The organism is Methylocystis rosea, from assembly GCF_003855495.1.
Lineage (GTDB): Bacteria > Pseudomonadota > Alphaproteobacteria > Rhizobiales > Beijerinckiaceae > Methylocystis > Methylocystis rosea_A.
The window spans coordinates 877645-900894 of the sequence record NZ_CP034086.1 but is presented as its reverse complement, the minus strand read 5'-3'; the positions used below and the strand labels follow the sequence as shown (position 1 = coordinate 900894).

Here is a 23250-nt window from a genome sequence, read left to right as displayed (position 1 = left end):
CCGCCATCAAAGATAGGGCGTGTGATTTGGTATCAATACTTCTGGAGACGATGTTAATTCCGCGAGAATTCGCTTTGCTTGCACCATGCGGTGAGCGCCTACTTTCTTTTTGGGAAATCTCGTGATCGATGACAGGGTTCGAAAATCCACGCCGCAATGCGTTCCATATAGCGGCGGCTGTATAGAGATGTGCATGTCACGGGTAAATAAAAGATAGGCTAACGCATCTCGGTAGCCCTCTGCATAGGAAGCGTTCCAGTAATCTCTCTTTCGTCTGAACTCCTTCGCACGCATTTCATATGCTTGTGCTAACTGCGAGACGTGGCAACAACAATGATATTCGCCCGTGCTTTTTCGCCTAGATATTCGTCCTAGTCCGTGAATGAGCCCGTCCTGGTAACTCAGCGCGAACACAAGAAGGGGATGTCGACAAGAAGATAACGCGTTGGCAGCGCTGCTATGTTCATCGACAACTCGATCCAGCAGTTCCTCGCAGGACTCAAATGCGTGATCAGGAAGTATGCCAGCCCTGCTCTCTACGTGCACGCGTAGCTGTTCAAAAAAATATGCACCGTCTGTTTCAATTGGCGTCATCGGAATTGGAAATTTACTCAACCTATCAACGTCAATATGTGGTGAAACAAAATATGAATGGCGCAAGTTAGGATAGGTAATTTTTGCAAGACGGTGAACCAGTTTCAAAAAAGTGGAGTCTGACAAAGAATATCCAGTATAAATGAACGTTTTCTGAGCTAGTAGCGCTTTGAGTTGGGCTCCCATAACGCCGTTATTAAGCCTTCGCTCCGAGGCTTTATAATCTTCTTCTGTTGCGACAATCGACCCAAGATTTCGAATTGATCCGTGGATCTTCATGAGTCTGCGTTTTGAGGCGTTCCAGAGCGGCATGTCGCTGTCGTTGACAAACGCGTCTAATACACACTCCCGTTCAAAAAAATCGTCCCAATTCGTTGTGATCACGTCCTTTATCATAAACATTGGGGAAATTGCTCTGTGAAACCGCGTCATCCGGTTGTAAAACTCTCCAAATGAAACGAAGTAGTCAAATCTGGCCTTTATAGATTGGATTAGCTTTATGCGTCCGTCCGGTTGACTGCAGTATTTGCTCATCAACTCTGGAAATGAGCTGTTGTGGTCTTCTTTCAATTCCGCAGCAATTCGTCTGTAGAAAGTGTCGCGCGCGTGATCAGGGTTCTCGGTGCTTATTCCGCCACCCGCGAACACGACGACGTTACCGTTCAGAAGTTCATCAACCAAATGGTTGGGAATCGAAAATGGTAGGTCATTTTTGCAAAAGGCGCAGCGGCACTGCTCGTCTGCTTCCATCGATTGTGCTCAAGCCAGAAACCACGACGAGCGAGGACTCGTCGTGGTTGAATAACACGGGAGGTCGAACCGAAAGCTGCCAATCGCTGATCTCACGAACACCCCGTGGTCGCCCCACACGTCTCGCACTTCAGACACGTGCCGTTCCTCACCAGCGTAAAATTCGCGCATTCGGGACAGGCTTCGCCGACATAGCCCTTCATGCGCGCTTCGGCGCGTTTCTCGGCGACGCCGGTGACGGTCTTCGTCGGCTCGGTCCAGCCGAGCGTCGAGGTCGGATCGTCCGCCTCATGCGCCGCGTCCGGCGTCTCGCGTAAAGCGACCGCCCCGCCGCCCTGCACCACCATCAGCCTGTCGGTCTTGGAGCGCAGCAGACCGCGCGAGACGACGGAGTTCGTCTCGGGCGCCTTGCCCTCATGCTGGCCCTTGCCGAGCACGTCATGGCCGACGTCTTCGGGCGACACATGCGCGAGATCGTTGCGGCCGAGATAGGAGACGGCGAGCTCGCGGAACACATAGTCGAGGATCGAGGTCGCATATTTGATCGCGTCATTGCCCTGCACCGGACCCGCGGGCTCGAAGCGGGTGAAGGTGAAGGCGTCGACATATTCCTCGAGCGGCACGCCATATTGCAGGCCGAGCGAAATCGCGATGGCGAAATTATTCATCAGGCTTCGGAAGGCCGCGCCTTCCTTATGCATGTCGATGAAGATTTCGCCGAGCCGCCCGTCTTCATATTCGCCCGTGTGCAGATAGACCTTGTGGCCGCCGACCGTCGCCTTCTGAATGTAGCTCTTGCGCCGGTTCGGCAGCTTCTCGCGCTCGCGGATCACCTGATGCACGACGCGCTCGACGATGCGTTCGGCGATGGCCGCGGCGCGCGCCGGCATGTTGGCGGTCACGAGTTCCTCGACGACGTCCATCGCGTCGATGTCGTCATCGCCGGCGATGAGCTGCGCCGAGAGCGGCTGCGAGAGCTTGGAGCCGTCGCGATAGAGCGCGTTGGCCTTGAGCCCGAGGCGCCACGACAGCAGATAGGCCTGTTCGCAATCCTCGATCGAGGCGTCATTGGGCATGTTGATGGTCTTGCTGATCGCGCCCGAGATGAAAGGCTGCGCCGCCGCCATCATGCGGATATGCGAGTCGACCATGAGATAGCGCTTGCCGGTGCGCCCGCAGGGATTGGCGCAGTCGAACACCGGATAATGCTCGCGCTTCAAATGCGGCGCGCCTTCCAGAGTCATCGCGCCGCAGATATGCACATTCGCGGCGTCGATGTCGGCGCGCGAGAACCCCAGATGCGTCAGCAGATCGAAGTTCTTGTCGTCGAGCGCGGCCGCTGGAACTTTCAACACGCCGGTGAGAAAGTCCTGCCCGAGCGTCCATTTGTTGAAGACGAATTTGATGTCGAAGGCGCTGCGCAGCGCTCCTTCCACCGCCGCGATCTTCTCGTCCGTGAAACCCTTCGCCCGCAGGCTCGTGGTGTTGATTGCGGGCGCGTTGGAGAGCGAGGCGTGGCCGACGGCATAGGCCTCGATCTCGGCGATGTCGCTCTCGCGATAGCCGAGCGAGCGCAGCCCTTCCGGCACGGCGCGGTTGACGATCTTGAGATAGCCGCCGCCAGCGAGCTTCTTGAATTTGACGAGCGCGAAATCGGGCTCGATGCCGGTCGTGTCGCAATCCATCACCAGGCCGATGGTGCCGGTCGGCGCGACGACGGTGACTTGCGCATTGCGATAGCCGTAGAGTTCGCCTTGCGCGAGCGCTCTGTCCCAGGCGGCGCCGGCGCGTTCGACCAAGAGCTGATCGGGGCAGGACGCGACGTCGAGCGGCACGGGCGCGATCGCCAGCTGCTCATAGCCGACGCGTTCGCCATGCGCGGCGCGGCGATGATTGCGGATGACCCGCAGCATCGCTTCGCGATTCTCCATGAAGCGCGCGAAGGGGCCGCGCTCCTTGGCCATTTCGGCGGAGGTCGCGTAGCACACGCCCGTCATGATCGCCGAAAGCGCGCCGGCGATGGCGCGGCCGGCGTCGCTGTCATAGGCGACGCCAGACGACATCAAGAGGCCGCCGACATTGGCGAAGCCGAGGCCCAGCGTGCGGTAGTCATAGGACAGCTGCGCGATTTCCTTTGAGGGAAACTGCGCCATCAGCACCGAGATTTCGAGCACGACGGTCCACAGCCGCACCGCGTGCTCATAGGAATCGACGTCGATGCGCTTGGTCTCGAGATCGCGGAACTGAAGCAGATTGAGCGAGGCGAGATTACAGGCCGTGTCGTCGAGGAACATATATTCCGAACACGGATTGGACGCGCGAATGGCGCCGCCCGCCGGGCAGGTGTGCCAGTCGTTGATCGTCGTGTGGAACTGAATGCCGGGATCGGCGGACGCCCAGGCGGCGTAGCCGATCTTCTCCCACAGATCGCGGGCTTTCAGCGTCTTCGCCGTCTTGCCGTCGAGGCGCTTGATGAGGCTCCAGTCGCCGTCCTTCTCGACCGCCTGCAGGAACTCGTCCGTGACGCGCACGGAGTTGTTGGAGTTCTGACCCGAGACGGTGAGATAGGCTTCGCTGTCCCAGTCCGTGTCATAGGTGTCGAAGTGAATGTCCTTGTAGCCCTGCTTGGCGAACTGAATGACGCGCTTGATGTAATTGTCCGGCACGTCGTTTTTGCGCGCGAGCTTGATCTCGCGCTTCAGCGCCGGATTGATCTCGGGGTTGAAGCAGTCGTCGCCGGGCCCTTCGCAGTTCATGCAGGCGCGCATGATCGCCTTCAGATGCTTCTTGACGATCTTGGATCCCGTGACGAGTGAGGCGACCTTCTCTTCCTCCTTCACCTTCCAGTCGATGAAGGCTTCGACGTCGGGATGATCGATGTCGACGACGACCATTTTCGCCGCGCGCCGCGTCGTGCCGCCGGATTTGATCGCGCCCGCCGCGCGATCGCCGATCTTGAGGAAAGACATCAGGCCCGAGGACGAGCCGCCGCCGGAAAGCTTCTCCTTCTCGCCGCGCAGCTTGGAGAAATTGGTGCCGGTGCCGGAGCCATATTTGAACAGCCGCGCCTCGCGCACCCAGAGATCCATGATGCCGCCGTCATTGACGAGATCGTCGGCGATCGACTGGATGAAGCAGGCGTGCGGCTGCGGATGCTCATAGGCCGATTTCGACTTCACCATCTTGCCGTTGGCGTAGTCGACATAGAAATGCCCCTGGCTCGGCCCGTCGACGCCGTAGGCCCAGTGCAGGCCAGTGTTGAACCATTGCGGGGAATTGGGCGCCGCCATCTGCATGGCGAGCATGTAGCGAAGCTCGTCGCTGAAGGCCTGGGCGTCTTCCTCGGCGTCGAAATAGCCGCCCTTCCAGCCCCAATAGGTCCAGGCCCCGGCGAGACGGTCGAAGACCTGCTTGGCCGAGATTTCGGAGCCGTTGCGCTGGTCCTTGGGGAGTTCGCTGAGCGCTTCCGTATCGGCGACGGAGCGCCACAGGAAGGACGGGACGGAATTCTCCTCGACGCGCTTCAAGCGCGCCGGCACGCCGGCCTTGCGGAAATATTTCTGCGCCAGAACGTCGGCCGCGACCTGGCTCCACTGGTTGGGGACGTCGATATTGTCGAGGGAAAAGACAATCGAGCCGTCGGGGTTGCGGATCTCGCTCTTCGTCGTGCGGAACGGAATGTTCGCATAAGGAGATTCGCCCGCCTTGGTGTAGCGCCGCTCAATTTTCATCGTCTCATCCCCTCAAAGCGCAGGCGTCCGCCCGCACGCAGCCGTTCGCCGGCCCGCGACGCAATTTCTTGCCAATTCTGAACTCGAAAGACGCGCGCCCCGCGCTCGCGGATGGATACGCCGCGATTGAAAGCACGCCGAAAACGAGGATCACGCCCACGCAAAGCAACGCTCACGTCCGGCTGTCGCCGAGAGCCGCCGAACGTCTTAAAGATCGTTCGCCGCGTCGCCATTGCGTGTTGCCTCCAGACTGCGTGAGTCCTGCGACGACGTCAAGATATAGTGATGAAAATTAAAAAAGCGACAACATGTGGATAAGTTAGTGGATAAGGGGGAAAATTCCAGTCGGGCAGGATTGAACGTCCGGCATCTGCGCAGATTCGGCAAGCGGGACTTTTTGAGCTGCATCAGCGCGCATCAGCCCTCGCCCTTCGAGACGCCTGCTATCGCAGGCTCCTCAGGGTGAGGGCATGGGGGTGGACGTTGCGTTTGGTTAACTGCGCATTGCGCTTGAGCTCACGGTGCGCCAGCAGTCCTCATCCTGAGGAGCCGCCGAAGACGGCGTCTCGAAGGACGAGGACTGCCCGCCTCCAGAACTGGCTCGGCTCTTACGGAAGATGGCTTCTCATCGTTCGAGTTTGACTATCCTCACTACTTGCAGGCTTTCGCGTCCGCCGGCTGGAGCAGAAAGGCGTGGTTCTCCGCATTGTCCGGGCTCAGATAGAGATAGCTGGAGCGCCCGCCCGCATCGGGCCCCGGCATTTCCAACCGCTCGACGACCGTCACGAGCACACGCTCGGCCAGCGCTGCGATCCGGAAGGAGCCGGACTCACTGTAGCCGATCCGGCAATGATGCACGCCGTCGTTCTTGGCCTTGCAGAGGTCGGTTTCCTCGGCGGAGACCGAAGCGTTGCATAGAAGACCGCCGCGGTCCTCCTTGCAGGCGCCGAAGGTGGAAAAGGTTCTCTTGGCGCGCCCCTTCGTCGAAAATTGCAGCGTCGCCGAAAAGGGATAGGGCGGCGTGTCCTTCCGCGTTTCGATCGACAGCCACGCTTTGTCGACGATCTGATTCTTGTGAGCGGAAAGATGCGCCTTGTCATAGGCGCGCGCGTAACAGCCGAGCGAAGGGAGCGGCTCCGCCTGCGCCGTGACCGTTGCGAAAACAAAAGCGCAGATCGCCGCGCTGACGATGAGATGAGATTTGAACATTCGGACTCCTGGAGCGAGAAGTTCAAGTGTAAACCGCAACTGGTGCGTCACAGCAGCAATTCTCGCGTCACAAAAGCTTCGCCTCCCCGTGATCTTCAAGCGGGGAGATCGCAGCGGAGCGAGTCGCACATGTGGACGGTCAACGCGGATTTCGGTCAGACGATCTTCGCCCTCGTCAATTTTCCGCAAGCGGATGCAAAAAAGCCGAAAGCGGCCAAGAAAACGCTCGGTGAAACGCTCGGCCGTCTCGGCGCGCTGGAAGTGCGGCTCGCGCGCGGCAAGAGGGAAGTGCGCAAGGCGCAGCGCCTGCGTTACGACGTCTTCTACAAGGAAGGCGGCGCCATTCCCGATGCGCGCACGGCCTTCACCCGGCGCGACGCCGACCGTTTCGACAAATATTGCGATCATCTCATCGTCATCGATCACGCGGCGCAGACACGGCGCGGCAAGATCAGGCCGAAGATCGTCGGCGCCTATCGGCTGATGCGCGACGACATGGCGAAGAAGGCCGGCGGCTTCTATTCCGAAAGCGAATATGACGTCGGGCCGCTGCTCGCCCGTCACGCCGGCAAGCGTGCGCTGGAGCTCGGGCGCTCCTGCGTGCTCGCGCCCTATCGCAGCAAGCGGACGATCGAACTCCTGTGGCGCGGGCTTCTCGCCTATGTGCGCGCGCACGACATCGACGTGATGTTCGGCTGCGCAAGTCTGCACGGCGCCAATCCGCTCGCCCATGCGCAGGCGTTGAGCTATCTGGCGCATTACGCGCCGGCGGAAGAGGCGTGGCGCGTCAGCGCGCGAGACGAGCTGCACACGCCGATGCGGATGCTGGCGCGCGACGCGTTCGATCCGCGCAAGGCGCGCGACGCGCTCTCGCCGCTGATCAAAGGCTATCTGCGGCTCGGCGCCCGTTTTGGCGACGGCGCCGTCGTCGACCGCAAATTCAACACGACGGATGTTTTCGTGGTGATGCCGGTCGCCGAGATCGACGCGCGCTATCTGGAATTTTTCGGCGGCGCGCCGCACCGCCGCGCGGCGTAGCGTTTCCATCATTCCCGACGCGCGCGCCGCCACTCGGCGCGCTGCGCAGTCCAAGGCCCTGAACCGGCTGGGCGCCGGCAGCGCCGCCCCGCTCTGGCCCCCCCCCCCGCTGTCCGGAGTCTCCCTAAAGATTTTTCCCTGCCCGCCGCCTCTTGAAGACCGGGCGCGCCGCTCTGTTTAATCAAGAGCGCGGCCGCGCGCGAAAATCGCCGCGCAGGAGCAAAAACATGGACGCGAAGAGAGCCACCACACCTGAAGAACGCCATGAGCTGCGCGAGGTCGTCGGCCTGTTCGACACCGTCGACACGCTGCAGTCGGCGATCGACGATCTTCTCACTGGCGGTTTCGACCGCTCGGAGATCAGCCTACTCGCCGAAGAGGACACCGTGCGCCAAAAGCTCGGCGATACCGACGTGAGCGCCGACGCGCTTGAAGACAGTCCCAGAGCGCCGCGCACGCCATACATCGATCGGGAGTCGCTCAATATCGGCAAGGCCTCGATCGTCGGCGTGCTGTTCTACGTCGGCGTCTTCATTGGCGCCGGAGTCGCCCTTGCCTGGGGCCTGTCGCTGACCAGCGCCATCGCGGTTGGACTGTTGACCGGCGGCGCAGCCGGGGTTTTGGGCCTGCTGGTTTCCAAGCTCGTCGGCGACCGTCAGACCAAATGGGCGCAGTCGCAATTGAAGCATGGCGGACTGCTGCTTTGGGCTCGCGTCTGGAACGACGAGCGCGAACGCGCGGCGATGGAAATCATGCAGCGCCACGGCGGCCGCGACGTGCATGCGCATGTGGGGGCATAAGCGCAACCGTCGGTTGTCAACAGCTCGGATCGCTTCTAGCATCGCCTTGTAAGGCCCGCGGCGGATCGGCGGCGGGCCGGTTCTTGTGCGTGACGCCATGCGTATCGCCGTGCGTGTTTTGGCGGTTCTTATTGTTTTTTGCTTTTGGGTCGTTGCGGCGCAGTCGGCCTTCGCTGGCGCGTGGCTCATGCCGCCGGGCGAAGGACAGGCGATCGTCACCACGACTTTCGCCGACGCGCGCAAAGCCTATGACGCCAGCGGCCGACTGATCCAAACGCCCTCCTATCGCAAGTTCGAGACGCGCCTATACGTCGAGCATGGCCTTCTTGACTGGCTGACGATCGTCGCTGAAGGCGGCTATATGAATTTCTCCGGCGCCGCCGGGCCTTACGATCACCTCAACCTGCTCGTCGAGGAAGCCAAAGCGGGCCTGCCGCTATCACTCCAGGGACCGGCGGGCGCGCGCTATGACGGTCTCGGATTGGGGGCGCTCGGCGCGCGGTCGCTGCTCTTCACCTGGGGCGATTACATCGTCTCGCTGCAGGCGGGCGTGCGGGCGGCCTCGCCCGCGGCGCGGCGGTTCCTCGATATGCGCGATCCCGTGCAGGCCGACCTGCGGCTGCTCGTCGGCCGACCCTTCGAGCTTTTCGGCTTTCCCGCCTTTGTCGACGCGCAACTGGGTTATCGGTCGCGCGGACAGAATGGCGACGAGATCCGCGCCGACCTCACCGCTGGGCTGCGACCCCTGCCCCCCATCCTGTTTCTCGCTCAAAGCTTCTCCGGCTTTGCGCCGAGAGGCGGCCCGGCGGGCGTCGTCGCCGCGCAGAAATTTCAGTTGAGCGCTGTTTACGACATGACGGCGTCGCTTTCGTTGCAGATCGGCGCGATCGCCGCGCTTGGCGGCGTCAACTCTCCCGCCGAGCGCGGTCTGATCAGCGCATTCTGGTAGCGAAAATTTCTGTGAATAAGCGTCCGCTAACGTTCGCTGAAAGCCAGTTAGAACACATAGATAGCGATTTTATGTCCGCTTGCGTTCGTGGGCGTGTCTGGGTATTTATTTGATGGATATTCGATGATTTCTGTCTGGCGGTCATGTCGAAAACGCTCAAAGAAAGCCCACTAACAACCCGCAACTCACGTGCTGCCCTGCCGATCGGACTCCATTGGCGTCGTATCGACGCCGAGGGGCATCTCGGGTATCGAAAGGGGAAACGCTCAGGCACTTGGTTCGCGCGCTGGCGCCACGGGAAGGGGTATCGGCAAGCGCCGCTTGGCCCGGCTGACGACGCCATCAACGCCGGCACGCTCTCCTTTGAGGCCGCCATGAAGGCGGCACGCGAGCTTCTCGAAAAGGAGCGCGCGGCCGCCGCCGCAGAAGCCGCGGGGCCCGTTCTCACTGTTCGCTTGGCAGTAGAGGCTTATGTTGTGATGCGCGACGCTCGCGACAGTCGCCGGGCAGGGCGAGCGAAACGCAGCGATGCGGCCTCAAGGCTCTCCCGCTACGTCATCGGATTCCGCGCATACGGCAAGCGGGTGGCGATCTCCGCTACGCCGCTTGCCGATGTGCCGCTGAATGCACTTGACGAGAAGGAGCTGCGTCGCTGGAGCGAGACGCTGCCCGAAATCCTCAAGGCGGCGACCAAGAAGCGGCTAATGGGCGACGTTCGCGCTGCGCTCAATGCCGCTTACGCGCACGATCGAGACCGCCTGCCTGCCGCACTGCCCGGCATCATCAAGCACGGCTTGCGCCCTTCTGCGCGCGACGACGACGCCGAGCCGATCGCGAGAGACAATCAGATCCTTTCCGATTCCGAAGTTGCGCGGATCTTGATGGCGGCGCGTGAAATCGACTCGGAAGAAGGTTGGGACGGCGATCTGTTTCGCTTCATTCTCGTGCTTGCAGCTACGGGGGCACGATTCTCGCAGGTCGCGCGGCTGAAGGTCGGCGACTTACAGATCAGCGAACGCCGCCTGCTTATTCCACCAAGCTATAAGGGCCGGGGCGTCCGCAAAGCGCCGGCGATAGTAGTTCCGGTAGGGGCAGATATCGTCGAGGCGCTCGCGCCTATCACCGAACGCCGGCCGAAGGATGCCCCGCTACTCGAGCGCTGGCGACACGTGCACGAGCCCGGAATCTTGGAATGGCGCAAGGATCGCCGAGTGGCGTGGAGCGATGCCAGCGAGATAGCGCCTGCGTGGCGTGCAATCCGGCAGCGCGCCGGCCTGCCTCTAGTCGTCGCCTATTGTCTGAGACACAGCAGCATTGTGAAGGGCCTTCGCGCAAACCTTCCATTGAGGCTCGTCGCCGCGCTCCATGACACGAGTAGCGAAATGATCGAGCGGCATTATGCCAAGTGGATCACGCACGGACTCGAGGAAATGGTCCGCGCCGCGATCGTCCCGCTCGTTCCGTCTGACGCTGACAATGTTGTGAGCCTGCACGAGCGCGCCAAGAGATAACGAACGCGCAGGGATAGGCCGACGGGCCGACAAGTCGGGGTGCACCTCCTGATTTCCCTGCGCACTGCAAGGTGCAACACTCGCGAGGTGCGCGATGAATGAACCACTCAACGTCCTGCGTATGCTAGCCTTGCTGGCCGTTGGCAAAATGACACCAGTCGACGCCGATAAATGGTCCAGCGAAACCGGCGAGCCGCTTCCCTACGGCAGGCCGGCGCCGGTCTTTTATGACCCAATGGGCGAAAGATACTGGTCGCCACTACAGGGCATCGCATGGATTGCGACGCGCGACGTGGAGCGGGTCCGCGACGTCTCGGAAGGATTTCGTCGATGGTGGACTGAACTGCGCGAGCGCGACGCTGATGCTGTCGACGTAGCCGATGGGCCGCGCTGCGTGTGGATTCGAGAGACGATCGGCCCCGCGACTTTCGCTGAAACGGCGGCTAATTGCCGGGAGGCCCACAAAGCGCGACACGAGTTATGGCTCGAACTGGAAAAAGGTAATATTCCAGCCTCAGGCTTCAAGGGCATTGTGCCAGACGGCCTGACGCTGCAGGGAGCCAATCTCACCGCCATCACGCCGGCGCGTGAGCGTGCGCCGATCCCGCCTTATGCCTGGGCTGATTTGAAATTCCCTGGCGAAAATTCCGATCCTTCGCAGTGGCGCGGTAGCGCCGACGAGGCGGTCGCCCTAGCGTGCATCCGCGCCGATGACCGATATAGCGACGGGCCCGATCGTGTGCGGAGCGACGCAGGGCTCGTTTACACGGGTGTGCGGATTCCGCGCGATGAGGTCCTGAAACTTTGGCGTCCGAATGTCCACGTTTCTAGACCCAGCCGCACCCCAGGCAGGCCAGGTGGGATAGCGGACAGAGTCGAAGCAAAGATGAGAATTGACGCCGCGGCAGGCTACGATTTAGCAGGCGCCACGCAGTTCGAGCTCCAAAAAAAATATGGGACCAAATCGCGCAATCCAGTCGTCGCCGCGAGGAAAAAAATTCTGTCTGAAAACAGTAGAGACAATTAGAGACCAAGGACAATTAGGGACAGTCACTAGCCTCATGCATCTTCACGTCATCGCACGGACGCGACGATTGGAGGTGCAAAATGCAGCAGCAAGACACAGGCAAAAAGATCGCGGCCCCCCTGGGCAAGGTCGCCCACAGCATCGATGGCGCATGCGAAGCAGCGGAAGTAGGCCGGACATCAATTTTTGAAGCTATTCGCGCAGGCGAACTGAAAGCCCATAAGCTCGGCCGCCGGACGATCATCCTCGATGAAGACTTGCGCGGTTGGCTCGCGTCACTCCCGCTTGTGTCAGGCGCTGCGTGAACGATGACACCCGAGCAGCGCGCCATAATCTCGACCCGCACGCGCGAAGCGATGGCGCCGCTCGAGGTGCGGCGGAGGATTTCCGAAGCGACAAAGCGCGGAATAGCGGCGCGCGCTGAATGGGCTCCGGAACTCATCGCTTTGCGAAGCGCCTGGCGGGGCGCCAGTCCTGAAGCCCGCGAGCGATTTCTTGATGAGCTGCTTCAGCCCTTGCGACGTGCTCATCTAACCTGCGCTGAAATATCAGAGAAGGCGTGAGATGAACCGAGAGTTCGCCGCGCTGAAATTTAGGTGGCTCGAAAGCATCGCCGCAAATCACCAATTGTCAGCGAGCGCATGCCGGCTCGCGATTGACTTGAGTCGTCGCTTCAACTCGGAAACTCGCACGACGTTCGTCGGCATCGACACACTCGCGAAGGACACCGGCCTTTCGCCGAGCAGCGTCAAGGGACTGCTGGCGGCGCTGGTCACCCACGGCCATCTCAGCAAAAAATCAGGGGGCGTGGGTAGGGGCGCGGCCAACGAATACAGCCCTATTGATCCGCAAAAAAAGGGGGCCAGCTCATTGACCCCTTTTCCAACGAAAGGGGCCAGCTCATTGACCCCTTTTCCAACGAAAGGGGCCAGCTCATTGACCCCTTTTCCAACGAAAGGGGCCAGCTCATTGACCCCTTTTTCTGACGAAAGGGGTCAATTTTCCCCTCAAAAAGGGGTCAGCCAGCTGGCCCCCTATCCTATAAGTATTAATCCTAATACGCGCGTGCGCGCGCGAGATCGCGCTGTCCTAGCAAGGCCAATCGAGAAGTCGACGATCGAAAGATCGCGCCAATACGATCATCAACCTGGCCCCACAGTTTTTGTCGAGAAAGGATCTTCGCAGTGGACTGCGTGGGCTGAATATTTAGCAGACCGTGGCGGCAGGCCACTAACCGCGATCCAAACACGGCTCGGCTTCGGGACATATCGATCGGCCGAATGGCCACCCGGATGCGCTCCGGCAGGCCCGCTCGTCACTGCGGAGGCGGCGGAATGATCGCGACTTCGTCGGGCCTTTTCGAACTCGCCGCCGGTCTGCGCCAGCGCGCGGATGCCGTCGAAGAGCTGGCGCGCCAGTTTCACGTCTTTGAACGCAACGCGGCCATCGTCTCGGCGTTGTGCCTTTATCCGGGAAAGCCCTCTCGTTGTGCGAAGGCTCTCGCGAGCGACTTGAAGTCGTACGCCGGCAATCAATGGCTGCGTGACCGTCGTCATGAGTCGCTGCCGGCTTTAGCCTCAGACAAGCATCGGGCCTGGTTTCGAATCTTGCGCAGCCGCAGCGGCGAGCCGATTGGCTGGCGCCAAATCCTCAACATCGCCGATTTTTGCAATGGCCAGCCGTTGAAACTGCAAAACGCGCTGTGTGACTCTGAGCACGATAGGAGCGAGATGCATGGCGATTTTTGACTTTCTAAAACCCAAAACCGGCGACGTCGCCAGTCTCGAAACACAGCTACAGCGGCTGCTCGCCGAGAAGGCACAGGTAACGGCGGAAGTCGAAGCTTACGGCTCGAGGCGCGCCGATCTGTTGCTATCCGACTCGGATGACGACGCGATCGTCAGATTTGATACTGAGCACGCTAAAGCCTGCGTGCGCTTGGAACGCTTGGAGGTCGGCGAGATCGCGCTCCTCGAGCGTATTGCCGTTGCCAAAGATGCCACGTTCCGCGCGGCCGAAGCGCTACGCCGTGAAAAGTCGGCGGAAGATCTGACCCAGCGCGCCGTCGTGATCGATCGGACGTTTGGGACGCTGTGCGCGCAGCTCGAAGAATTCATCGCCGCGACGCCGCCTGATTGCATCGACATCAAAGGCTATCGCGAGTTTTACGGCATTGGCAGCGCGCTCACGCCGACACAGGTCGCATCAGCGCTTTTGACCGAAGCATTGTATCAGCGAATGCCAGATTTATTCGAACAGGAAGGTCGCGACATTGTCGGAAATTTCTGGTCCTGCAAACTTCCGCTTCGCTACCGAAAGAAAGGAAGCGGGGTCAGCGCTGAACTTCCGAAAGGCAATGTAGAAATTCGGTTCTTGCCCTTTTCGGGTGCGGCCGATGAAACCTTGATCGCGCCTATGAGGGACAAGGCGCTCTCGCTTCGCGCCAGCGAGGAAATGCGCGAGGCCGCCGAATGACGACCGCGCCGTGCGCCTGCCTGTCCGTCAAATTCGATCACGCGCCACACGACGCTCCTGCCGCCGCGCACGACATGTTGTGCGAAGAGATCGCCGAGCTCGCCAAGACCTTCGATTTTTTTCCACTGGCGGCGCATGAGGCCGGCCACGCTGTTGCGGCCGCCATCATCGGCCGGCCGGCGAAATACGTAACTATCTCGTTGTCCGGCCCCCACACGATGTATTCCGACGTTCCGGGCGACACGCGCGTTCTCGCGTCTATCTTTTGCACCGTTGCGGGCAAAGTCGGCGATGCCGTCGCAACAAGCTCGGGCTGGTTCCCTTCGTGGCCGCTGCTTGCAAGCTATATCGAACGCGCTCGTGCGGGCGAGGGTGTAGGCCACTGCGATTGTTGTCAGGACGCCCGCCTACTGGTCGAATCCTTCCAGCATATGGATGACCAAGCGCTGGTCGAGAACTGGCGCGAAATGTTTCGCTTGGCCTTCGACGTCTTCTACGACGACGATGTGCGTGGCGCGCTGCTCAGCGTCGCCAGCGCGCTGATCGACAAGACGATCCTACATCAGGACGAAATAGCACAAATTTGCGATCGCTATTCGCTTCCAACCTTCAAGGAAATCATACCATGCAACGCTTCCTAGAGCTGCCCCGCCAGTTGCGCGGGGCGCAGCTGCGCGCCGAATCCTTCGATGGGGCGGCGAACACGGTTGTCGTCATTTGGACGACCGGCGCGAAGGTAAGGCGCTATTCGTGGCGTGACTCGACCTATTATGACGAGGAACTTGTTGTCGAGCCCGGCACCGTGCGTCTCGACCGTCTTAACGCTGGCGCGCCCTTCCTCAATACGCATAGCGACTGGTCGCTCGAGGATGTGATCGGTTCCGTCGTGCCAGGCTCCGCCCGCGTCGAGAAGGGCAATGGCTATGCGACAATCAAACTCTCCGGAGCCCCAGGCGACGCCGATAATGTCGCCAAGATCAAGGACGGCATCATCCGCAACGTCTCGGTTGGCTACATCATTCATCGCGTCGAAAAGATGGAAGCCGATGATGGGATGGTTCCGGTTTGGCGCGTGACCGATTGGGAGCCGATGGAGGTGTCCGCCGTTCCTGTTCCCGCCGATCCCGGCGCGACGATCCGCAGCGCCGCCCGCAAGGAAGACACCGAACGGCTCTATCGCGCCGTTCTAGTCGAGCCTCGGCCGTCCGTCGTGCGGAGCCGTTCATTGGCGACGCAAGACGCGCCTGGCTGGGTGGCTCCGTTGAAATAGAGGAGGCGGTCGATGGACTTCAATGACCTGCATGCTCTCGATAAGCAACGCCTGATCGATTTGGGCGATGCCTGTCGAGCGCTACCAGACCACCAAGCCACAAAAGATGCACGCATTCTGCTAGGCGTGCTGATGCGTCGTTATCGTGCTGGGGATGACTCTCAGCTCGGCGCAGTGGTCACTCGGCTTCGGGTTATCGCTGCCACCGCGGAGCGAGAGGAGTTTCCACAGCTTGCGTTGAACGCGATCGTTGGCGCGAAGGCGAGAGCAGCATCAAGCGATATGAAAAAAGCCTCGCGGGTCCTTCCTAGCCTCGCTCCGCCTGCGGGCGCGTAGCTCCCGATAAATCCCTAGAGAACCTGCCGAAAATTAGGGTTCACAAAGGTTCACAGTTAACAGATGGCCGTTAACCGTCCTAATCAGCTTGTCTCTCCTGCCACGTTCGCGCGGTCCATTGGCGTTTCGCGCCCGGCAATTAGCAAGGCGATCAAGGTTGGGCGCGTCCCCGTCTATGACATTTCCGGCGCCAGCGTGCCCGCTGATTACACCGGCCGAAAGTTTGTCCGCCGCGATGAGGCGCTCATCGCCTTCCGCTTGTCGCGCGCCCGCATTGATGACGATGTCGTCGCTGAGGCCGATGCCACTCTCGCCGCCTTGGAGCAGGAGGCGTCACCGCCGAAGACCATTGCGCTCGGATCAAATCCCTCCAGCGCTTCGTCTTCGCTGGCTTCCGCTAAAACCGAAAAAGAAGAGCTTGTGTCCGAACTCTTGCGCATGCGCTTGGCGCGCGAGCGTGGAGAACTGATCTCGCGTGGGGCTCAGCTCGCCGCTTTTGAAGCCGCAGGCTCTGCCGTGGCTCGGTCATGGCAAGCGCTCCCGACATGGGCGGAGGAATTGTTTTCCGTCGCGCAGCAAGGCGGCGTCTCGGCGCTTACCGCCTTGCTGCGCGCTAAGGCCGTTGAGCAATGCGCTCATATCGCGGATCTGATGGCCGCGGCCGCCGCCGATGAGTCGGAGAGCAGTGACGATGAATGGACATGCGAAACTGCCAAGGGCGCGAACTGATGTCCGAACAGGCGGCAGAATTCGCCGGTCAAAACGAGAGATAGCATCACCGCATGACCAAAAACTATTTCGAACCATTCGGAGGCGGCGTCTTCGCTTCTGGCCGTAAGACGATCACGGGCGGTGCGATCGAGTTCAGCATTAAGCTCGAAAACAATCTCGCGCCGCTGTTCGAGAAAGCGGGCGCGAAGTCGCTTTATGCGCTCGGCAAGGCGATCGACGAGGTCGGAAGCAAGACGAAGACACAGGTGACGCGCGCCGTCGCCAAGCAGGCCGGCGTGAAATACGGCGCGGCGAGGGGCGTGATCGTCTCGCGCCAGGCGCTCGGGCGCGGGCAAGGCGAATACAAAATCATCGCCCACGACGTGACGCTGAGCCTCAAGGAATTCTCGCCGAAGCAGACGGCGAAGGGAGTTTCGGCTGCGCCCTGGGGCAAGCGCAGCGTCTTCCCTCACACCTTCATCGGGCCGAATGGGCACGTCTTTGCGCGCGAGATGGTCGGAAACCAGCGCGCCGGCAGGCTTCCAATTTCCAAGCTGTTCGGTCCGGCGATCCCCAAGGAACTCGTTAAAGGCGAAACCGAAGCGACATTCTATCGCGTCTCTGCGAAGCTTTTCGATCAGGCGGTCGAAAAGTGGCTCACGCGCGTTTTGGAGAAATGAGAAATGGTGAAGACGCTTAAATCTGAACTCGTCCTTGGGGCAAAGGATCAAACCGGATCAACGTTTTCTCAGATCGCCGCGAAAATGCGGTCCGTTGGCGATACAGCGGCCCAGGTTTCGCGCCGAATGGACGGCGTGTCGTCGCGCATGTCGTCGGTTGGCCGACTGAACCTCCAGCGCTTGGAAGCACATGCCGCGATCGCACAGCGCATGTCGTCAGGCTGGGGCGCGCCCATCGCCGCCGCCGCCGTCAGCTCCAAGGTCGCGGCGATCAATCAGAAGATGGCGGGAATTCGCTCTGGTCTTTCGGATTTCACCGCTGCCGCCGCGCCGGGGACGGCGGGAATGATGCTCGGCATGGGAGGCGCCGCGGTCGGCGGTCTTGCTGTTGGCGGCGCTGCAGCTTATGGCCTGCGCCAGGCCGTGTCTTTCGATAAGGCGTTCGCCGACGTCAAAAAGAAGGTTGAGCTTCCGGCTGGCGAGTCGTGGGACACAGTCGAGCGGATGATCAACAGCGTTGCGCGGCGCTTCGGCATCGCGCGCGAAGAAATGGCGGCGCTGACAGCACAGGCGGGCCAGTCGGGCGTAGCGTTCAAGGACCTCGCTGGATTTATGGAATTGACTGCGAAAGCCTCTGCCGCATGGGATATGCCCGCGCAAGAGGCGTCCGAAAAATTGGCCAAGATTCAGGCTCAAACGCAATGGACAATTCCGCAGCTGAAGGAATGGGCCGATCAGGTCAACGAGCTTGGCGACAAGTCCGCGGCAGCGGAGCGGGATATTGTCGAAATGTTCGGGCGATCTGCCGCCGCGGCGAAAGCGGCGGGTGTGCCATTCGCGACGACGCAGGCGATTTTGACGTCTCTCTCGGGCGTCGGCATGCAGCCGGAAGTGTCATCTCGATTCTTGAATTCGCTGACGGGAACGCTCGCGACCGCCTCCGCGCCGAAGAAGGGCTTGGATCCCTACAAAGCGCTCGGGCTTAACGCGTCCGCCGTAGCAAGCGGCATGAAAACCGACGCGACGCATACGATCATCCAATTTCTTGAGCGACTTGGAAAGAGCAAGAACCGCGTTGCGATCGCTCAGGCACTGCTCGGAAAGGAATGGTATGACGAAGGGCTGCGCAGCGGTCAGGCGCTACCCGAGATCGTCAAGAATTTGAAGCTCATCAATTCCGGGTCTTGGCAGGGATCCCTAGATCGCAACATGGTGACGACGCTCGAAACCACCGAAAGCCATCTGAAGCGCTTCGGCATCCTCACGTCAGAAATCGGCGACCGACTGTCTCGTTGGGCGCTGCCCTCGATCAACGAAGGCATCGAGCGCACGCTCAAATCCTTCGACAAGATGCAAACGAAGGGGGTTTTGCCTGTCTTGGGCGAAAATGCATCGTCTGCCTGGTCGCATTTTCTCGCGAACAGCCGGCCGCAGCTTTCCCTCTCGATGGGCGGCGACGTTCCCGAATCCGTCGCTCGTGCGCCCCGGCCGCTATGGTCGCAGTTCATGGCGAACAGCCGGCCGCAGCTTTCCATGCCGCTCGGGTCCGACATTCCAGAATCCGCCGCCCTGCCACGCAAGCCGCTCGACCTATCCGGCATGCGCGCAATTCCAGCCGGGCCTGCGAAGTTCGGCTTTGGCCCCGCCGGGTTCGGCGCCAACTGGGGCGCGCTCGCCGCGGGATTAAATCCACACGCGCAGATTGAAGCAAAAGCGAAATTGGAAGGCTCAGCGCAGATTTCGAACAAGCTTGAAATAGGCCTCGCGCCGGGTTTCGCGCTCGTGCGCTCCGACTCCACCGTTCGCGCAGACGGCGCTTTGCGCGGCGACGTCGGCGTGACCATGCCTCATGAGTGATGCGCAAAAGCGAGCGAGGAAAAAATGACGACTGAGACAATTTTCACCGAAGACGAGCAGGCGGCGATCTTTTACCAGAAAGCTCGCGACCTCGCCGGAGACCTCGCCGTAGAGTGGGAAAAAACGCTCGACAACCCCGGACTCGCGCCGGCGATACATATTGGCGCAATCGAGGGCTTTATCGACGCGCTCGCGCGCTTGGGCGACCTCGAGCCGACGATTGAATTCCTCGAAAAAACCGCCGCCGGCCTTCGCGAGGCGGCCCAAAAACTGGAGGCCGAAAGCAAGAGCCAAGCGTCGGCGCCCGAAGATGTCGGAACGCCGCGCGCGTGACGAAAATCGTCATAGAGAATCGCTTGCTCTTTGGTCAGTTCGACGATCACGCCGCGTCGTCGACTGCTCATTCCTTCGCGAGCCTGTCGCCGCCATCGGCGACACCCTTGCTCGACGAGCGGCCAATCGACTTAGGCGCGCCGTCCGTCGAGCGCGGCGATCGCTTGTCGCCGACGACGCCGAAAGCGACGCCATCCGCGCCGACGACGCGCCGCGCCGTTCCACATATGCCCGCGACGTCTGCGCCGGTCGCGCCGCAGCCACAAGGGCGATCGCCGCCAAGCGTCGGGCCGCATGATTTCGCCCGCGGCCTCGCCCTGCGAGGTTCCGCGTTCTCTGTCCCGCCGCACGCGCAGCGCGTCCCGGCGGGGCGCGGCCGTAACGCGATCATGCAGCGCGCCGCCGCTCTCGCGCCGCCCAGCGGAACGCCTGCGCAATGGGAAGCCGCTGCGGCGCAAAGGCGTCATGACTTCGCTGAGCAGATGCGGTCGCGGTTGCCTGGACGGGCGCTGCTGCCCCGCCGCGCCCGTCCAAACGAGTTCTTCACTGGCGAGAACGCGCGGGCGCTGAAAGAGAGCGCCGCCCGGCTGAGAATTCCGCCGGAGCGTCTGGCAGAAGTCATCGCCCATGAAACGATCGGCTCATTCTCCCCACGCAAATGGGGCGGCAAGCGCGGCCGCTATATGGGGCTGATCCAGTTCGGGCCGCGCGAGCGGCGCGAATATGGCGCGCACGATCGGCAGTCATTCAAAGAACAGCTCGGCTCCATGGAGCGTTTTCTCCTCGGCCGCGGTTACAAGCCGGGGATGGGGCAACTCGACCTTTATTCGACCGTGCTCGCCGGCCGCCCGGGTCTCTATCGGGCGCGCGACAAAAACGGCAGCGTGGCCCAGCATGTCGAGCGCATGCGCAGCATATGGGGCCCGCAGGTTAAGCGATTTCTCGCTTCTGGATCGACCGGCGCTTCGCCAAGGGCAATCGCTGGCGGGGAGACGCCCCAGGGTCCGGTTCCGCCCACGTCGACGGCAGAAAAATGGTGACCGTTATGACTGCTGTGAAAGGCCATAGCGCCGTTCGGGCGATGAAGAAGCCGATCAAGCTGTCGCAAGGCACAGTATGGGAGAACTTGGAGCTGTTTCCGACGCCACCATGGGCGACGCGGGCGCTGTTCGATATCGCCCTGCCACGCGCCGACGCCGAGCTCCCCACCTTCGCGTGGGATCCATGCGCCGGCCTCGGCCACATGGCGTCGCCGCTGTCGGAATATGCCACCGTCCACGCGAGCGACGTTCACATTTACGAACTCGCGCAGCTGCCGGCCGAGCATGATCCGCGCGAGCCGGAGTTTCGCGGCGCGCCGCTGACGACGACGTCGTTCGGAATCGATCGCGTCGATTTCTTCGACGACGAAGCTGTCTGGCCGTGCCGCGGCGGGGGCTGGATCATCGGCAATCCGCCCTTCGTTCCGGCGGCGCGCATGCTCGCCAAGGCGCTTGCGCTCGACGGCGTTGAGGGCGTCGCGCTGCTCTTGCGGTTGCAATGGCTGACAACGGAAGAGCGCTGGGGCGAAATCTACTCGAAAATGCCGCCGAGCGTCGTCGCGCCCTTCGTCGAGCGCGTGCCAATGTGTCTCGGAGGCTACGATCCGGACGGGTCGACGGCCACAGATTACGCCTGGTTCATCTGGAGCGAGCCGAAGCGCTGCAAGCTTCTCGTCAGAGCTGATCCCTCATTTCCACTCCAGCATATTCCGCCCTGCCGCGCGCGCTTAACCAAGCGCGAGGACCGCGCGCTGGCGCTGCGCTGCGTGCCGGGTTTCGTTCCGCCGTCAGTGCTGAGGAAACAATCACCGCGTCAGGAGGCGCTGGCTCTTGCGTGATCGGGGCGCGCCTCCCGCCAAATCGATTGTAAGTCGTTTCGAAGAAAGGTAATTTACGGTGCTCGCCCTTGTCGCTGAGCGTATTGCGTTATCTGAAGTATTAGGAGGCTGGCCTTATGCAATTTCAAGTCACGATCGACTGTAGCACCGCAGCGCTTAGCGGGGATTCAATCTCGCGCAACCAGGAACTCGCCAATATTCTAATCGCCGCCGCCGCGGATTTGTTGGACCAAGGCTTGGCACATGGCGACAAACTGCCTTTGCGTGACCGCAATGGCGACTCTGTTGGAATAGCCCATCTGATCAAACAACCTGACGTGATCGCTTCCAGTGCGCCCCTAAAGCAGGACGTGGGAGGCGGCGCTGAACGTCTACGCCTGATAGGCGGCCAAGCGCGGCCCTTGCGTCGCGAGCTTTTAATGTCCAGACGCTGACGATCGCGGCCTTAACAGCGCGGGCATCGCTCAGAGGCTAGCGGGCTGATACATTCTCTCCCGCCTTGGCGCGTTCGATGAGGGATTTGCGCTCTTGCTCTGACGTCTTGGCAAGCGCATCGAGTTCGACGCCCTTGCCTAGGCTTGTGCCGGCGATATCGGAGAGATCATCGCCAAGAGCAGCGCCACGTGCAGCGGCGCGCTCGATTGAACGCTTATCTTTGCCTGTGGCCTTCGATGTTTCAGAACAAAACGACAATTTGTCGTTTTGATTTTCATGCACCGCTTGTGACCTGCGATCGCCACCATGCGTCGTCTCCGGATGCAGCTCTTCGTTATATAGCCTTGCGCCTGGCGATCGCCGCCGCCAAGGCTCGTTATCCGAGCACAAAAGCTTTTGGCGCATGATGGGATGCGCAGGGGTTCGAGATGAATCATCAAACGCGCGCTGCGCTTGTCGCCATGGGGCAGGATATGGCCCGCGCGCGCGAAGTGCTGGCGGCGACGGAGCGCCGGTCGATCCTCGAAATGTATCGGCATGAGTTCATGCAAGTTGGAGGCGCCTCCAAGTCACCGAAGGCGGACACTTCAAAGACGACGAAAAAGCCCGAAGACGCGATCTCTCACGACAACCGCGTCGCTGAGATCGCCGACGTTCTCTTGGCTGATTTCGACGGGTGCCGGAAATCAAAAGCTCGCTGAGACCGCGCATATAAGCGTTTCGATAAGATCGCCCGCGAGTGCTTCAATGTCCAAAACGCGCCCCGACCGATTATCCGGATAGCGTGGCCAGTGATCCGCGTGCATGTCCTCCAACACATCAAGCGCTGCAATCGAGTCTGATGACAGCGAAAATCCATGCGCCGAAGCGATGGCATATAGATTTTTGAGCGAGTGTTTTGGCAAACGCACGCTCGGCGCGTGCCGCAGGCTATAGGCCTTAAGAGCGAGCTCGCAGCCATGAAGCACCAGCATATAGGCAGGCCAATTAATTTGGCCGCCGCTTGTGCATCCCGAAAGCTTGATAGCTGCGGCCTGATATCGACGGGCGAGGCTTAAATAATCCAACGCCGTCGATCCCGACGACGATTGCGGATAGATGGGAACCATCGGTCTCATGCAAGCCTCGAAATCGTGCGCCGCGACACGTTGCCCACGGCGCGCCGAACCAAATCATCGCCTCGCCTCTGACTTCCTCAGCCGAACGCCCGGGCCCGCCGCCGTTCTCGTCGATGAATTCGACGCCGGCCGATTCGAGCGCGGCACGGATGGCAGCCTGTGGCACCGGCGTTTCAAGAGGCGGCGGCGATCGCTAGACGGAAAGCGATTTACGAAGAGCTCTACCCGGAGACGAAGGCGGGCGCGGCTGGCGCGGATGCAAGATGGAATGCAAACGACAAATTGTCGTTTGCATCAGCGACCGCTTCCGCCACCGGCAAGGATAAGCGCTCGATCGAGCGCGCCGCCGCCCGCGGCGCCGCGCTCGGGGAAGATATCAGCGCCAGAGGAAGAGCGCAGGTCTCTCATCGCGCGCGCCAACGTCTCAGCTCGGAAGGCGGACGATGTGACGCCTTACGAAGCAATTCGCTGCAAGTCTCACGACTTGTCGCTGGTTTGATACCACCTGCGCGCGCGGCGACGATCCTCTTCCGTGGGTTCCTCATAC

The 23250-nt window shown here is 61.1% G+C and carries 25 protein-coding genes; 20 read left to right on the top strand and 5 right to left on the bottom strand.

The features are described from left to right. Positions 1-6: 6 nt before the first annotated feature. The 3 genes from EHO51_RS04205 to EHO51_RS04195 form a co-directional block, all read right to left on the bottom strand. Positions 7-1344 (bottom strand): SIR2 family protein, encoded by a 1338-nt coding sequence (locus EHO51_RS04205; RefSeq protein ID WP_124737838.1) that lies wholly within the window; start codon positions 1342-1344, stop codon positions 7-9. Positions 1345-1436: 92 nt separating this feature from the next. After that, positions 1437-5075 (bottom strand): vitamin B12-dependent ribonucleotide reductase, encoded by a 3639-nt coding sequence (locus EHO51_RS04200; protein WP_124737837.1) that lies wholly within the window; start codon positions 5073-5075, stop codon positions 1437-1439. Between the two features lie 651 nt (positions 5076-5726). Further along, positions 5727-6284: a hypothetical protein gene (locus tag EHO51_RS04195; RefSeq protein ID WP_124737836.1), complete on the bottom strand. Its 558-nt coding sequence runs from the start codon at positions 6282-6284 to the stop codon at positions 5727-5729. A 129-nt stretch (positions 6285-6413) separates the two neighbouring features. Between EHO51_RS04195 and EHO51_RS04190 the strand changes: the two genes are divergently transcribed. The 19 genes from EHO51_RS04190 (at position 6414) to EHO51_RS04100 (ending at position 21584) form a co-directional block, all read left to right on the top strand. Continuing rightward, on the top strand, positions 6414-7322 hold the full coding sequence (locus EHO51_RS04190; RefSeq protein ID WP_124737835.1) for a GNAT family N-acetyltransferase: 909 nt from the start codon (positions 6414-6416) through the stop codon (positions 7320-7322). Between the two features lie 227 nt (positions 7323-7549). After that, positions 7550-8122 (top strand): hypothetical protein, encoded by a 573-nt coding sequence (locus EHO51_RS04185; protein ID WP_124737834.1) that lies wholly within the window; start codon positions 7550-7552, stop codon positions 8120-8122. 97 nt (positions 8123-8219) lie between these two features. After that, the gene (locus tag EHO51_RS04180; RefSeq protein ID WP_124737833.1) at positions 8220-9071 is read left to right on the top strand and encodes a hypothetical protein; all 852 of its coding nucleotides are present in this window, start codon (positions 8220-8222) and stop codon (positions 9069-9071) included. 374 nt (positions 9072-9445) lie between these two features. Next, on the top strand, positions 9446-10582 hold the full coding sequence (locus EHO51_RS04175; protein ID WP_245434737.1) for a tyrosine-type recombinase/integrase: 1137 nt from the start codon (positions 9446-9448) through the stop codon (positions 10580-10582). 94 nt (positions 10583-10676) lie between these two features. After that, positions 10677-11609, top strand: coding sequence for a hypothetical protein (locus tag EHO51_RS04170; protein ID WP_124737831.1), 933 nt, complete (start codon positions 10677-10679; stop codon positions 11607-11609). A gap of 80 nt (positions 11610-11689) precedes the next feature. Continuing rightward, entirely contained in the window at positions 11690-11914 is a 225-nt protein-coding gene (locus tag EHO51_RS04165; RefSeq protein ID WP_245434736.1) for a helix-turn-helix domain-containing protein, read from the top strand. A 259-nt stretch (positions 11915-12173) separates the two neighbouring features. Then, positions 12174-12947, top strand: coding sequence for a hypothetical protein (locus tag EHO51_RS04160; protein WP_124737830.1), 774 nt, complete (start codon positions 12174-12176; stop codon positions 12945-12947). Further along, positions 12944-13357 carry a hypothetical protein gene (locus EHO51_RS04155; protein WP_124737829.1) on the top strand — a complete coding sequence of 138 codons (414 nt, stop codon included), beginning with the start codon at positions 12944-12946 and terminating at the stop codon, positions 13355-13357. The genes EHO51_RS04160 and EHO51_RS04155 overlap by 4 nt, the downstream gene beginning before the upstream one ends. Further along, positions 13344-14084: a hypothetical protein gene (locus EHO51_RS04150; RefSeq protein WP_124737828.1), complete on the top strand. Its 741-nt coding sequence runs from the start codon at positions 13344-13346 to the stop codon at positions 14082-14084. Before EHO51_RS04155 ends, EHO51_RS04150 begins: the two co-directional genes overlap by 14 nt. Then, positions 14081-14725 carry a hypothetical protein gene (locus EHO51_RS04145; RefSeq protein ID WP_124737827.1) on the top strand — a complete coding sequence of 215 codons (645 nt, stop codon included), beginning with the start codon at positions 14081-14083 and terminating at the stop codon, positions 14723-14725. Before EHO51_RS04150 ends, EHO51_RS04145 begins: the two co-directional genes overlap by 4 nt. Next, complete coding sequence (locus tag EHO51_RS04140) at positions 14710-15354, top strand: HK97 family phage prohead protease (protein WP_124737826.1); 645 nt, start codon at positions 14710-14712, stop codon at positions 15352-15354. The genes EHO51_RS04145 and EHO51_RS04140 overlap by 16 nt, the downstream gene beginning before the upstream one ends. Positions 15355-15366: 12 nt before the next feature. Then, positions 15367-15690 carry a hypothetical protein gene (locus tag EHO51_RS04135; protein ID WP_124737825.1) on the top strand — a complete coding sequence of 108 codons (324 nt, stop codon included), beginning with the start codon at positions 15367-15369 and terminating at the stop codon, positions 15688-15690. Positions 15691-15753: 63 nt separating this feature from the next. Continuing rightward, positions 15754-16419: a hypothetical protein gene (locus tag EHO51_RS04130; RefSeq protein ID WP_164479342.1), complete on the top strand. Its 666-nt coding sequence runs from the start codon at positions 15754-15756 to the stop codon at positions 16417-16419. 53 nt (positions 16420-16472) lie between these two features. Continuing rightward, complete coding sequence (locus EHO51_RS04125; protein WP_124737823.1) at positions 16473-17081, top strand: hypothetical protein; 609 nt, start codon at positions 16473-16475, stop codon at positions 17079-17081. A 3-nt stretch (positions 17082-17084) separates the two neighbouring features. Further along, entirely contained in the window at positions 17085-18938 is a 1854-nt protein-coding gene (locus EHO51_RS04120) for a phage tail tape measure protein (RefSeq protein WP_124737822.1), read from the top strand. Between the two features lie 24 nt (positions 18939-18962). Next, positions 18963-19271, top strand: coding sequence for a hypothetical protein (locus EHO51_RS04115; RefSeq protein WP_124737821.1), 309 nt, complete (start codon positions 18963-18965; stop codon positions 19269-19271). Next, positions 19268-20311 carry a hypothetical protein gene (locus tag EHO51_RS04110; RefSeq protein WP_124737820.1) on the top strand — a complete coding sequence of 348 codons (1044 nt, stop codon included), beginning with the start codon at positions 19268-19270 and terminating at the stop codon, positions 20309-20311. Before EHO51_RS04115 ends, EHO51_RS04110 begins: the two co-directional genes overlap by 4 nt. Before the next feature lie 5 nt (positions 20312-20316). Further along, complete coding sequence (locus EHO51_RS04105; protein ID WP_124737819.1) at positions 20317-21150, top strand: SAM-dependent DNA methyltransferase; 834 nt, start codon at positions 20317-20319, stop codon at positions 21148-21150. A 116-nt stretch (positions 21151-21266) separates the two neighbouring features. Next, positions 21267-21584 carry a hypothetical protein gene (locus EHO51_RS04100; RefSeq protein ID WP_124737818.1) on the top strand — a complete coding sequence of 106 codons (318 nt, stop codon included), beginning with the start codon at positions 21267-21269 and terminating at the stop codon, positions 21582-21584. A 37-nt stretch (positions 21585-21621) separates the two neighbouring features. On the opposite strand, the gene EHO51_RS04095 is transcribed toward EHO51_RS04100, so the two are convergent. Further along, positions 21622-21990: a hypothetical protein gene (locus tag EHO51_RS04095; RefSeq protein WP_124737817.1), complete on the bottom strand. Its 369-nt coding sequence runs from the start codon at positions 21988-21990 to the stop codon at positions 21622-21624. 23 nt (positions 21991-22013) lie between these two features. Between EHO51_RS04095 and EHO51_RS04090 the strand changes: the two genes are divergently transcribed. After that, positions 22014-22286, top strand: coding sequence for a hypothetical protein (locus EHO51_RS04090; protein WP_124737816.1), 273 nt, complete (start codon positions 22014-22016; stop codon positions 22284-22286). On the opposite strand, the gene EHO51_RS20460 is transcribed toward EHO51_RS04090, so the two are convergent. Further along, the gene (locus EHO51_RS20460) at positions 22272-22694 is read right to left on the bottom strand and encodes a hypothetical protein (protein ID WP_164479341.1); all 423 of its coding nucleotides are present in this window, start codon (positions 22692-22694) and stop codon (positions 22272-22274) included. The genes EHO51_RS04090 and EHO51_RS20460 overlap by 15 nt on opposite strands. Between the last annotated feature and the right edge of the window lie 556 nt (positions 22695-23250).